11 protein-coding genes are annotated in these 12352 nt (G+C 66.6%); all 11 read left to right on the top strand.

Annotation, left to right across the window (positions count from 1 at the left end; translation table 11 throughout):
* Positions 1 to 42: 42 nt before the first annotated feature.
* The 11 genes from DIE12_RS18545 (at position 43) to astE (ending at position 12315) form a co-directional block, all read left to right on the top strand.
* Positions 43 to 600, top strand: coding sequence for a lipoprotein (locus tag DIE12_RS18545; RefSeq protein WP_044849120.1), 558 nt, complete (start codon positions 43 to 45; stop codon positions 598 to 600).
* A 265-nt stretch (positions 601 to 865) separates the two neighbouring features.
* A complete protein-coding gene (locus DIE12_RS18540) occupies positions 866 to 1555 on the top strand; it encodes an ABC transporter permease (RefSeq protein ID WP_044849121.1) in 690 nt (229 codons plus the stop codon).
* Complete coding sequence (locus DIE12_RS18535) at positions 1552 to 2265, top strand: ABC transporter permease (protein WP_044849122.1); 714 nt, start codon at positions 1552 to 1554, stop codon at positions 2263 to 2265. The genes DIE12_RS18540 and DIE12_RS18535 overlap by 4 nt, the downstream gene beginning before the upstream one ends.
* Before the next feature lie 20 nt (positions 2266 to 2285).
* The gene (locus DIE12_RS18530; RefSeq protein ID WP_124487404.1) at positions 2286 to 3086 is read left to right on the top strand and encodes an ABC transporter ATP-binding protein; all 801 of its coding nucleotides are present in this window, start codon (positions 2286 to 2288) and stop codon (positions 3084 to 3086) included.
* A gap of 19 nt (positions 3087 to 3105) precedes the next feature.
* A complete protein-coding gene (locus tag DIE12_RS18525; protein WP_124487403.1) occupies positions 3106 to 4149 on the top strand; it encodes a GlxA family transcriptional regulator in 1044 nt (347 codons plus the stop codon).
* Between the two features lie 954 nt (positions 4150 to 5103).
* Positions 5104 to 6336 carry an aspartate aminotransferase family protein gene (locus DIE12_RS18515; protein ID WP_044849125.1) on the top strand — a complete coding sequence of 411 codons (1233 nt, stop codon included), beginning with the start codon at positions 5104 to 5106 and terminating at the stop codon, positions 6334 to 6336.
* A gap of 30 nt (positions 6337 to 6366) precedes the next feature.
* A complete protein-coding gene (aruF, locus tag DIE12_RS18510) occupies positions 6367 to 7419 on the top strand; it encodes an arginine/ornithine succinyltransferase subunit alpha (RefSeq protein ID WP_124521339.1) in 1053 nt (350 codons plus the stop codon).
* A complete protein-coding gene (gene astA, locus DIE12_RS18505) occupies positions 7416 to 8447 on the top strand; it encodes an arginine N-succinyltransferase (protein ID WP_124521337.1) in 1032 nt (343 codons plus the stop codon). Before aruF ends, astA begins: the two co-directional genes overlap by 4 nt.
* 7 nt (positions 8448 to 8454) lie before the next feature.
* Entirely contained in the window at positions 8455 to 9918 is a 1464-nt protein-coding gene (astD, locus tag DIE12_RS18500; RefSeq protein ID WP_124521335.1) for a succinylglutamate-semialdehyde dehydrogenase, read from the top strand.
* 14 nt (positions 9919 to 9932) lie between these two features.
* Positions 9933 to 11273 carry an N-succinylarginine dihydrolase gene (gene astB, locus DIE12_RS18495; protein WP_124487399.1) on the top strand — a complete coding sequence of 447 codons (1341 nt, stop codon included), beginning with the start codon at positions 9933 to 9935 and terminating at the stop codon, positions 11271 to 11273.
* Positions 11257 to 12315, top strand: coding sequence for a succinylglutamate desuccinylase (astE, locus tag DIE12_RS18490; protein ID WP_124521333.1), 1059 nt, complete (start codon positions 11257 to 11259; stop codon positions 12313 to 12315). The genes astB and astE overlap by 17 nt, the downstream gene beginning before the upstream one ends.
* Positions 12316 to 12352: the final 37 nt, after the last annotated feature.

Genomic DNA, 12352 nt, shown 5'->3' with positions numbered 1-12352 from the left:
GGGTATCCTTGCCGCGTGTTTTCTCGACGCGCATTTCTTCCGATGATCTTCCGTTTCCGGCTGCTTCCCGTCACGATGCTGGCCGCCGCGCTGGCGCTGACCGGCTGCGACGACAAGCAAGGCAATCTCGACGTGCAACGTATCAGGGACTTCTTCAACGCGATCAAGCCGGCGCCGCTGCTGCTCAAGGGGCTGAAGGCCGGCGTCTCGACCGAAGCCGACGTGCGCGCCACGATGGGCAAGCCCGAGACCGAGCGCGCGTTCACCGACGGCTCGAAGCGCCTCGAATACCCGCGCGGCCCGATGGGCAACCAGACCTGGTTCGTCGACCTCGACCCGGGCGGGTATTACACGGGCGCGACGCAGGTGCTGACCGCCGAGAACTTCGCGAAGGTGCGCCCGGGGATGACCGAGGACGAGGTGCGCCGCCTGCTCGGCAAGCCGGGCGACGTCGCGCAGTATCCGCTGAAGCCCGAGACCGTATGGAGCTGGCGCTGGCTCGAGGACGGCGTCAACACCGACGCGTTCTTCAACGTCCATTTCGGCCCGGACGGGCTTGTCTATACGACTTCGCGCTCCGACATCCTGAAAGGGCGCTGAACCCGCGTCCGGCGCTATATCGAAAAAGCGACCGGAAAATTGCAAAAAGTCCGCTTCCCTGCGTGTCATCCGACTGTCAGGAAGCGGCTTTTTTCCTTTTGAAACAGCGCGATAGGCCGTGCCTGCAAATGGTAGGGTGAATTGCTGCGACGCAGCAATCGCGCGCACGGTGATTTGAGGCAAACAATTTCGCTTGCGACTATCCGCGTCAGCCCGGCGCCGGACAGTGAGCGCGCCGGTGTTCACATCAACACTGGAGACGCGCGTGTTCCTTTACGGCTTTGGTCCTGTCCTCTGGGCCGGCACCGTGCAGACCATCGAGCTGTCGGTGCTGTCGCTCGCCGCTGCGGTGGCGCTGGGGCTGATCGGCGCGGTGGCGAAGCTGTCGCACAACCGGGTGCTGCGAGCGGTCGCGACCGGTTATACGACGCTGATCCGCTCGGTGCCCGATCTCGTCCTGATGCTGCTGTTGTTCTACAGCATCCAGATCTGGCTGAACCAGTTCACCGACCTCGTCGGCTGGGACCAGATCGACATCGACCCGTTCGTCGCCGGCGTGCTGACGCTCGGCTTCATCTACGGCGCGTACTTCACCGAGACGTTCCGCGGTGCGTTCCTGTCGGTGCCGCGCGGCCAGCTCGAGGCCGGCTCGGCGTACGGGATGAGCGGGCTGCGCGTGTTCGTGCGGATCATGTTTCCGCAGATGATGCGCTTCGCGCTGCCTGGCATCGGCAACAACTGGCAGGTGCTCGTGAAGGCGACCGCGCTGGTGTCGATCATCGGTCTCGCGGACGTCGTGAAGGCGGCGCAGGACGCCGGCAAGAGCACGTTCAACATGTTCTTCTTCATCCTCGTTGCGGCGCTGATCTACCTCGCGATCACGACCGTTTCCAACCTCGTGCTGATCCAGCTCGAGAAACGTTATTCCACGGGCGTGCGCCACGCAGAACTATGATCGAGATCCTCCAGGAATTCGGCCAGGCGTTCCTTTACTGGGACGGCCAGCGCCTCTCCGGCCTTGCGGTGACGCTGTGGCTGCTCGTCGCGTCGATTTCGCTCGGCTTCGTGTGCGCGGTGCCGCTCGCGGTCGCACGCGTGTCGAAGAAGAAGTGGCTGTCGATGCCGGTGCGGTTCTACACGTACGTGTTCCGCGGCACGCCGCTCTACGTGCAGCTGCTGTTGCTGTACACGGGCATGTACAGCCTCGAGTTCGTGCGCTCGCACTCGCTGCTCGACGCGTTCTTCCGCAGCGGCTTCAACTGCGCGATCCTCGCGTTCGCGCTGAACACCTGCGCGTACACGACCGAGATCTTCGCGGGTGCGATTCGTGCGATTCCGCACGGCGAGGTCGAGGCGGCGCGTGCGTACGGGATGTCGCCGTTCACGATGTACCGCCGGGTGATCCTGCCGTCGGCGCTGCGCCGTGCGCTGCCGCTGTACAGCAACGAGGTGATCCTGATGCTGCACGCGACCACCGTTGCGTTCACGGCGACCGTGCCCGACATCCTGAAGGTCGCGCGTGACGCCAATTCCGCGACCTACATGGCGTTCCAGTCGTTCGGGATCGCCGCACTGATCTATCTTGCGGTATCGTTCGCACTCGTCGCGGCATTTCGCCGGGCGGAGCGCCACTGGCTCGCGTATCTCGCGGCCGGCCGTCATTGATTTCATTCGAGGAGAGCCAGATGGCCGAGATCACTCAAACGAGCGCGTCCGCTTCCACCAAGCTTGCCGCGGTCGACATTCACAAGCGCTATGGCGACAACGAGGTGCTCAAGGGCGTGTCGCTGAACGCGAAGGCCGGCGACGTCATCAGCATCATCGGCGCCAGCGGTTCCGGCAAGAGCACGTTCCTGCGCTGCATCAATTTTCTCGAGCGGCCGAATGCGGGGCAGATCGTCGTCGACGGCGAGGCCGTGCGCACCAGGACCGACCGCGCCGGTGCGCTCGAGGTGGCCGATCACAAGCAGCTGCAGCGCATCCGCACCAAGCTCGCGATGGTGTTCCAGCACTTCAATCTGTGGGCGCACATGAACGTGCTCGAGAACGTGATGGAAGCGCCGGTGCACGTGCTCGGCATTGCGAAGAAGGAAGCCGAGGAGCGTGCGCGCGAGTACCTGGAGAAGGTCGGTTTGCCGCCGCGCGTCGAGAAGCAGTATCCGTCGCATTTGTCGGGTGGCCAGCAGCAGCGTGTCGCGATCGCGCGGGCGCTGGCGATGCATCCGGACGTGATGCTGTTCGACGAGCCGACGTCGGCGCTCGACCCGGAACTGGTCGGCGAAGTGCTGAAGGTGATGCAGAAGCTGGCCGAGGAAGGCCGCACGATGATCGTCGTCACGCACGAGATGGGTTTCGCGCGCAACGTGTCGAATCACGTGATGTTCCTGCATCAGGGGCGGACCGAGGAAGAGGGTGATCCGAAGGAGGTGCTGGTGCGTCCGCAGAGCGAGCGTCTGAAGCAGTTCCTGTCGGGTAGCCTCAAGTAACGCGAAGGGCGTTTCATACGTGGTACCGGTGTCTCGTCCCGCAGGCGCCACCCGCACGACGCAGGTGGCGATCGTTGCATTGCCGCCCGTGTCGATGTCGGGTGTGGGTCCGATCGTCGATGCGTTGCATCTCGCGAACGAGATCGACGGGCGCTTGCTGTATCGCTGGCAGGTGTGTTCGTGGGACGGGCGGCCGGTGCCGCTCGCCGGCGGCGCGCAGTGGCATGCCGATGCGGCGTTCAACGATGCGATCGCGTGCGACTGGCTGATCGTCGTGTCGGAGCGGTTTCAGCAGTTTGCCGACTATCGGTTGTTTCTTGCGAGTCTCGCGCGGGTGGGGCAGCGCACGCCGGTCGTCACGGGGATTCACCACGGCGTGTGGTGGCTCGCGATGGCCGGGCAGCTTTCCGGATATCGCGTGAGCGTGAACTGGGAGACGTATCAGCAGTTTGCCGAACAGTTCGAGCGCTCGATCGTCACGCAGCAGATCTTCGAGATCGATCGCGATCGGGCGACCTGTGCGGGCGGGCAGGCGACCGTCGATTTCATGCTGGCCATGATCGGCCGGGAACACGGGGCGGACCTGGGTGAGCGCATTGCCGACGCGCTCGGGGCCGGCACGCTGCGCAGCGGCGAGGAGCGGCAGCGGATTCCTTTTGTGACCGCGCCCGGTGAGCGGCATCCTCGGCTGAACGATGCGTTGCTTTTGATGGAAGCCAATGTCGAGGATCCTTTGACGACCGATGAGATCGCCGGGCTCGTCGGCGTGTCGCGGCGGCAGCTGGAGCGGCTCTTCCGGCAGTATCTCGGGGCGATGCCCTCCAAGTATTACCTCAATCTCCGGTTGCTCAAGGCTCGCACGCAGTTGCAGCGGACCAGCAAGTCGGTCGTTCAGGTGAGCCTCGCCTGTGGGTTTTCTTCTGCTGCGCACTTTTCTAATGCGTACCGCGAAAGGTTTGGGGTCACGCCTCGGGAGGATCGGAGAGCCTGGCTCGAGAAGCAGACCGGCGGTGGGGGAGAGCCTCGCGGGGGCGCGCTTGTTGAGCGGGGGGCTAAGGATTGATTCTGTTTTTTTGATGGTGCGCTTGCGTTTGACGTGAAGCACCTGCGATCGTGTCGGTCTATTAGCGTCGCCCCTGCGCGGGGCGGCGGTTACTTTTCTTTGTCTTGCCAAAGAAAAGTAACCAAAAGAAAGGCGCCCGGATAACGCATGACTTCCCGGTGCCGTAGTCCACCAAGTGGCCCTCGCCTAAGTGTCCGCGCCAGTCGGGAACCCGGAGTGGTTCGAGCAATGGTTCCGACACCACTCACCACCCCGCGGAGTGGTATACCGCCCGCTAGCTCCGCCCTCGCTTCGCTCGGTCGACAGGTCCACACGTCCCGCTTCGCAAAGCTGTCGGTCGATTGATTTGCACAATTGCGGCAAGCGACGCATGAATTGAATAAATTGAAATCGTCGTTGTGGTACAGCGGCCCCTCACTGATTTGGGGAACTGATCAGTGGGTGTCCATGCGTGGCGCGGGCGCATGAATGCGGCCGAAGAACCTTGCAGCCGAGCATAGCGAGGATGGAGCTAGCGGGCGGTATACCGCTCCGTTGCGTAGGGAGTGGTGTCAGAACCATTGCTCGAACCACTCCGGGTTCCCGACTGGCGCGGACACTTAGGCGAGGGCCACTTGGTGGACTACGGCACCGGGAAGTCATGCGTTATCCGGGCGCCTTTCTTTTGGTTACTTTTCTTTGGCAAGACAAAGAAAAGTAACCGCCGCCCCGCGCAGGGGCGACGCTAATAGACCGACACGATCGCAGGTGCTTCACGCCAAACGGCGAGCGCACCGCCAAAAAACCGCGAAACAGCAACCAAGCACAAAACGCCACGCCCCCCGCCGGGGAGAGGCAAAATAAAGCGCCCTATCCGCTTCCGATAGAACCCGTCGCAATTCCGCAAGACGCTTGCGTCACCCTTACCTAAACTTGATCCTGTTGAACCCTCTTACGAAACCGAAAGGAACGACCATGACGACCTCGACCGTGACCCGCCAGACATTCGACGAAGTGATGGTGCCGGTATTCTCCCCCGCGCCGTTCGTGCCGGACCGTGCAGAGGGCTCGCGCGTGTGGGACACGGCCGGCCGCGAATACGTGGATTTCGCCTGCGGCATCGCCGTCACGTCGCTCGGCCACGGCCACCCGGAACTGCTGAAGGTCCTGGACGAACAAGGCCGCAAGCTCTGGCACATCGGCAACGGCTACACGAACGAGCCGGTGCTGCGCCTCGCGAAGCGCCTCGAAGCGCTGACCTTCGCCGACCGCGCATTCTTCGCGAACTCGGGCGCGGAAGCGAACGAAGCCGCGCTGAAACTCGCGCGCCGCGTCGCATTCGACCGCCACGGCGCCGACAAGTACGAAATCGTGTCGTTCGTCCAGTCGTTCCACGGCCGCACGTTCTTCACGGTCAGCGTCGGCGGCCAGCCGAAATACTCGGAAGGCTTCGGCCCGGTGCCGGAAGGCATCAAGCACCTGCCGTTCAACGACATCGAAGCGGCCAAGGCCGCGATCGGCCCGCAAACCTGCGCGGTGATCGTCGAGCCGGTGCAGGGCGAAGGCGGCGTGATCCCGGCCGATCCGGCCTTCCTGAAGGCACTGCGCGAAGCGTGCGACGCCAACGACGCAGTGCTGATCTTCGACGAAGTGCAGACGGGCGTTGGCCGCACGGGCCAGTTCTACGCATACATGGACACGGGCGTCACGCCGGACATCCTCACGACCGCGAAGGCACTCGGCAACGGTTTCCCGATCGGCGCGATGCTGACGACGAACGAACTGGCCGCCCACTTCAAGGTCGGCGTGCACGGCACGACGTACGGCGGCAACCCGCTCGCGTCGGCGATCGCGGACAAGGTCGTCGAGCTGATCGGCGACCCGGCGCTGCTCGAAGGCGTGCGCGAACGCAGCGTGCGCCTGAAGGGCGCGCTGGAACGCATCAACGCACGCTTCGGCATCTTCAAGGACATCCGCGGCAAGGGCCTCCTGGTCGGCGCGGAACTCACCGCCGCATTCGACGGCCGCGCGAAGGACTTCGTCACCGCCGCCGCCGAGAACGGCCTGATCATGCTGATCGCGGGCCCGAACGTGCTGCGCTTCGTGCCGTCGCTCGTGATCCCGTTCGACCTGCTCGACGAAGGCGTGAAGCGCTTCGAGAAGGCAGTCGAGCAGGTGCTCGCGGCCCAGGAAGCCACCGCGCGCTGAGCGGCGCGCCCATCGCAGACAGGAACGACGATGCTATTTGTTCGCCCCGGCAAACTCACGGATCTCGATGCGCTCGCGCACATGGCGCGCACCGCGCAGCCGGTCCTGCACTCGCTGCCGCACGATCGCGCGGCGCTCGAAGCGCGCGTGGCGCTCTCCGAGGATTCGTTTCGCGCGGACGTCGACTTCGCCGGCGAGGAGTTCTATCTCTTCGTGCTCGAGGATTCGTCGACGGGCAAGCTGCTCGGCACGGCGAGCATCGTGGCCGCGGCCGGCTACTCGGAACCGTTCTACGCATTCCGCAACGATGCACTGATCCACGCGTCGCGCGAGCTGCACGTGAACCGCAAGATCCACGCGCTCACGATGTCGCACGAGCTGACCGGCAAGAGCCGGCTGGCGGGCTTCTACGTCGATCCGTCGCTGCGCGGCGACGCGGCCGCGCACCTGATCTCGCGTGCGCGGATGATGTACATCGCCGCGAACCGCCGCCGCTTCACGCCGGAAGTGTTCACGCTGCTGCTCGGCGTGAGCGACAGCACGGGCGCATCGCCGTTCTGGGAAGCGGTGGGCCGCAAGTTCTTCGGCCGCAACTTCACCGACGTCGACATCGCGTCGGGCGGCCGCAGCCGCACGTTCATCGCGGAAGTGATGCCGGCGTATCCGCTCTACGTGCCGCTGCTGCCGGAAGCCGCGCAGCGCGTGCTCGGCGAGCCGAACGAAACGGCGCTGCTCGCGTACGACATCCATCTCGAGGAAGGCTTCGAGCCGGACCGCTTCGTCGACATCTTCGACGCGGGCCCCGTGCTGACCGCGCAGGTCGACCGCACCGCATGCGTGAAGCACGGCGCGGAGCGCACGGTGCGCGAAGCCGCGCATCAGCAGGGCGACGTCGCGTACATAGTGTCGACCGGCAGCGGCGAATCGTTCCGCTGCGTGCTGGCCGACCTGCCGGGCGATACGGCCGACGCGCCGCTCGCCGGCGACGTGCGCGCGGCGCTCGATGTGAAGGATGGTGATGTCGTGCGCTGCGTGCCGCTGCACCGCCGCGACGATGAAGACATGAAGGGAGACGCAGCATGATCGTCGTTCGGGTCGTACAAACGGGCGACGTCGACGCGCTCGTGTCGCTCGCTAAGGAAACCGGGCCGGGCCTGACCACGTTCAAGCCCGATCGCGACGCGCTCGCCGCGCGCATCGAACGCACGCGCCGCACGCTCGACGGCGAGGCCGCGCCGGGCGAGGCCGGCTACTTCTTCGTGATGGAAGAATCGAAGACGGGCGACATCGCGGGCGTGTGCGGGATCGAGACGCAGGTCGGCCTCGAACAGCCGTTCTACAACTATCGCGTGAGCACGGTCGTGCACGCGAGCCAGGAGCTCGGTGTGTGGACGCGGATGTCCGCGCTCAACATCTCGCACGACCTGACGGGCTACGCGGAAGTGTGCTCGCTGTTCCTGAGCCCGCGTTACCGCACGGGCGGCGTCGGCGGCCTGCTGTCGCGCTCGCGCTTCATGTTCATCGCGCAGTTCCGCGAACGCTTCCCGGAACGCATCTGCGCGGAACTGCGCGGCCACTTCGACGAGGACGGAACGTCGCCGTTCTGGCGCGCGGTCGGTTCGCACTTCTACCAGATCGATTTCAACGCGGCCGACTACCTCAGCTCGCACGGCCGCAAGTCGTTCCTCGCGGAACTGATGCCGCGCTATCCGGTGTACGTCGACCTGCTGCCGCAGGACGCGCAGGACGCGGTCGGCCTCACGCACCGCGACACGCTGCCGGCCCGCAAGATGCTCGAGGCCGAAGGGCTGCGCTACCAGAACCACGTCGACATCTTCGACGCGGGCCCGGTGCTCGAATGCCACATCAACGACCTGCGCACGGTGCGCGAGAGCGTCGTCGTGCCGGTCGCGATCGGCGTGCCCGACGTGCGGGAAGATATGCCGAAGTCGCTCGTATCGAACACGTCGCTCGGCGATTTCCGCGTCGGCGTCGCGCCGGGCGTGGTCGTGAACGGGTCATTCGTGCTGTCGGCCGACGATGCCGCCGCGCTCGACGTGAAGGCCGGCGATCCGGTCCGCGTGCTGCCGCTCAAAGTCAAACAGGGATAAACGAATCATGACGGAACTCTTCATCGACGGCGCCTGGGTCGCAGGCTCGGGCCCCGTCTTCGCTTCGCGCAACCCGGGCACGGACGCGATCGCATGGCAGGGCGAAAGCGCGTCGGCGGCCGACGTCGACCGCGCGGTCGCGAGCGCGCGCCGCGCGTTCGCCGGCTGGTCGGCGCTCGACTTCGAAGCGCGCTGCGAAATCGTCAAGCGCTTCGCCGCGCTGCTCACCGAACGCAAGGAAGCGATCGCGACCGCGATCGGTCGCGAGACCGGCAAGCCGCTGTGGGAAGCCCGCACCGAAGTCGCGGCGATGGCCGCGAAGGTCGGCATCTCGATCCAGGCCTACCAGGAACGCACCGGCGAGAAGCGCCAGGACATGGCCGACGGCGTCGCGGTGCTGCGCCATCGCCCGCACGGCGTCGTCGCGGTGTTCGGTCCGTACAACTTTCCCGGCCATTTGCCGAACGGTCATATCGTGCCGGCGCTGATCGCGGGCAACGCGGTCGTGTTCAAGCCGTCGGAGCTCGCCCCGGGCGTCGCGCGCGCGACGGTCGAGGTGTGGCAGGAAGCCGGTCTGCCGGCCGGCGTGCTGAACCTCGTGCAGGGCGAGAAGGACACGGGCATCGCGCTCGCGAATCACCGGCAGATCGACGGGCTGTTCTTCACCGGCAGCTCTGATACCGGCACGCTGCTGCACAAGCAGTTCGGCGGCCGTCCGGAAATCGTGCTCGCGCTCGAGATGGGCGGCAACAACCCGCTCGTGATCGGCGAAGTCGAGGACGTCGACGCGGCCGTGCATCACACGATCCAGTCGGCGTTCCTGTCTGCCGGCCAGCGCTGCACGTGCGCACGCCGCATCTTCGTGCCGCACGGCGCGTTCGGCGACCGCTTCCTCGCACGCTTCGCCGACGTCACGTCGAAGATCACGGCCGACGTGTTCGACGCCGATCCGCAGCCGTTCATGGGCGCGGTGATCTCGGCACGCGCGGCCGCCAAGCTCGTCGACGCGCAGTCGCGCCTGATCGAGCAGGGTGCGCAGCCGATCATCGCGATGACGCAGCGCGATCCGCGCTTGGGCTTCGTGAACGCGTCGATCATCGACGTGACCGGCGTGGCGAACCTGCCCGACGAAGAGCACTTCGGCCCGCTCGCGCAGATCGTCCGCTACGCGACGTTCGACGAAGCGATCGAGCGCGCGAACGACACGGCGTTCGGCCTGTCGGCCGGCCTGCTCGCCGACGACGCCAACGCATGGGACCACTTCCGCCGCACGATTCGTGCGGGGATCGTCAACTGGAACCGCCCGACCAACGGCGCATCGTCGGCCGCGCCGTTCGGCGGCACGGGCCGCTCGGGCAACCATCGGCCGAGCGCGTACTACGCGGCCGACTATTGCGCGTATCCGATGGCGTCGGTGGAAAGCACCCAACTGACCTTGCCCGCGAGCCTGTCGCCGGGCCTGCATTTCTGATCGAGGGAACGACGATGAACGCACAAGAAGCCAATTTCGACGGACTCGTCGGCCCGACCCACAACTACGCCGGGCTGTCGTTCGGCAACGTGGCGTCGCTCAACAACGAGAAGTCGGCCGCGAATCCGAAGGCCGCCGCGAAGCAGGGGCTGCGCAAGATGAAGCAGCTCGCGGACCTCGGCTTCGCGCAAGGCGTGCTGCCGCCGCAGGAGCGTCCGTCGCTGCGCCTGCTGCGCGAGCTCGGCTTCTCCGGCAAGGATGCGGACGTGATCGCGAAGGCCGCGAAGCAGGCACCGGAGCTGCTCGCCGCGGCGAGCTCGGCGTCGGCGATGTGGACCGCGAATGCGGCGACCGTCAGCCCGTCGGCCGACACGAGCGACGGCCGCGTGCACTTCACGCCGGCCAACCTGTGCAGCAAGCTGCATCGCGCGATCGAGCACGAAGCGACGCGCCGCACGCTGTCGACGCTGTTCGCCGATCCCGCGCACTTCGCGGTGCACGAGGCGCTGACGGGCACGCCGGCACTCGGCGACGAGGGCGCGGCCAACCACACGCGCTTTTGCGCCGAATACGGCCTGCCGGGCGTCGAGTTCTTCGTGTACGGCCGCGCGGAATACCGCCGCGGCGTGGAGCCGAAGCGCTTCCCGGCGCGCCAGACCTTCGAGGCGAGCCGCGCGGTTGCGCATCGCCACGGTCTCGCCGAAACGGCGACGGTCTATGCGCAGCAGGATCCGGACGTGATCGATGCAGGCGTGTTCCACAACGACGTGATCTCGGTCGGCAACCGCGACACGCTGTTCACGCACGAGCGCGCGTTCGTCAACAAGCAGGCGATCTACGACACGCTGACGGCCGCGCTCGACGCGCGCGGCGCGCGGCTGAACGTGATCGAGGTGCCCGATGCGGCCGTGAGCGTGAACGATGCGGTCACGTCGTACCTGTTCAACAGCCAGCTGCTGTCGCGCGCGGACGGCTCGCAGGTGCTCGTCGTGCCGCAGGAATGCCGCGAGAACGCGAACGTTGCCGCCTATCTCGACCAGCTCGCGGCCGGCAACGGCCCGATCCGCGACGTGCTCGTGTTCGACCTGCGCGAAAGCATGAAGAACGGCGGCGGCCCGGCTTGCCTGCGCCTGCGCGTCGTGCTGAACGACGCCGAGCGTGCGGCCGTCACGTCGAACGTGTGGATCAACGACACGCTGTTCGCGTCGCTCGACGCGTGGATCGAAAAGCACTACCGCGACCGTCTCGCACCGGAAGACCTCGCCGATCCGACGCTGCTCGACGAATCGCGCACGGCGCTCGACGAGCTCACGCAGATCCTGCGCGTCGGGTCGCTGTATGACTTCCAGCGCTGAGTCCCGCGTGCCGGCCGCCGTGCTGCTCGACGACTTCCTCGCGTTCACGCTCGCGGGCGACGCGCCGGCCGTGAAGGTCGGCGCGTGCGCGAACGGCGCGGTGCGCTGGCATTGGCTCGGCGACGGGCTGCTCGCGCTCGAGCCGGCAGCGAATGAAGCGGGCGCTGCGGCGCGTGCGAGCGTGCTGGTGTCGGCCGGCGTGCATGGCGACGAGACCGCGCCGATCGAGCTGCTGTCGATGCTCGTGCGCGATCTCGCGGCGGGCACGTTGCCGCTCGCGTGCCGCCTGCTCGTCGTGCTCGGCAACGTGCCGGCGATGCGCGCGGGCGCACGCTATCTCGACGACGACCTGAACCGCCTGTTCAGCGGCCGTCACGCACAAGTGCCCGCGAGCCGCGAAGCGCCGCGCGCGGTGCAGCTCGAAGCGGCGGCCGCCGCGTTCTTCGCGGACGCGCCGGCCGGCAGCGCGCGCTGGCACGTCGACATGCACACGGCGATCCGCGCATCGGTGTTCGAACAGTTCGCGCTGCTGCCCCACACGGGCACGCCGCCGGCCCGCAAGATGGTCGAATGGCTCGGCGATGCGCGCATCGCGGCCGTGCTGCTGCATACCGCGAAGGGCAACACGTATTCGCATTACACGGCCGAGCACTGCGGCGCGCTCGCGTGCACGCTCGAACTCGGCAAGGTGCGGCCGTTCGGCCAGAACGACCTGTCGCGCTTCGCGCCGGCGGACCGTGCGGTGCGCAAGCTCGTGTCCGGTGCGCCGCGCGACGTCGACGCCGCGTTGCCGCGCGTGTTCACCGTGATCGACCAGATCACGAAGCAGAGCGATGCGCTCGAGCTGTTCGTCGCGGCCGACGTCGCGAATTTCACCGCGTTCGCGCGCGGCACGGTACTCGCGCAGGACGGCGACTACCGCTACACGGTGCAGCACGACGAGGAGCGCATCGTGTTTCCGAATCCGGCCGTGAAGCCGGGCCTGCGCGCGGGGCTGCTGGTGGTCGATACGACGCGCGAGACGCTGGCCGCACTCGTCTGATCCAAGGCCGGTGGCGCGTGGCTGCGGGGGCCGCGGC

It is taken from the genome of Burkholderia sp. Bp9015, from assembly GCF_003853505.1.
GTDB lineage: Bacteria > Pseudomonadota > Gammaproteobacteria > Burkholderiales > Burkholderiaceae > Burkholderia.
The sequence above is the reverse complement of the archived record's forward strand: the minus strand, read 5'-3'. Positions and strand labels throughout refer to the sequence as shown.

Bases quoted from the DNA above. Each gene is read 5' to 3' on its own strand.
- astD (WP_124521335.1), top strand. From the start codon at position 8,455: ATGACGGAACTCTTCATCGACGGCGCCTGGGTCGCAGGCTCGGGCCCC.
- DIE12_RS18545 (WP_044849120.1), top strand. From the start codon at position 43: ATGATCTTCCGTTTCCGGCTGCTTCCCGTCACGATGCTGGCCGCCGCG.
- DIE12_RS18530 (WP_124487404.1), top strand. From the start codon at position 2,286: ATGGCCGAGATCACTCAAACGAGCGCGTCCGCTTCCACCAAGCTTGCC.
- DIE12_RS18535 (WP_044849122.1), top strand. From the start codon at position 1,552: ATGATCGAGATCCTCCAGGAATTCGGCCAGGCGTTCCTTTACTGGGAC.
- aruF (WP_124521339.1), top strand. From the start codon at position 6,367: ATGCTATTTGTTCGCCCCGGCAAACTCACGGATCTCGATGCGCTCGCG.
- astB (WP_124487399.1), top strand. From the start codon at position 9,933: ATGAACGCACAAGAAGCCAATTTCGACGGACTCGTCGGCCCGACCCAC.
- astE (WP_124521333.1), top strand. From the start codon at position 11,257: ATGACTTCCAGCGCTGAGTCCCGCGTGCCGGCCGCCGTGCTGCTCGAC.
- DIE12_RS18515 (WP_044849125.1), top strand. From the start codon at position 5,104: ATGACGACCTCGACCGTGACCCGCCAGACATTCGACGAAGTGATGGTG.
- astA (WP_124521337.1), top strand. From the start codon at position 7,416: ATGATCGTCGTTCGGGTCGTACAAACGGGCGACGTCGACGCGCTCGTG.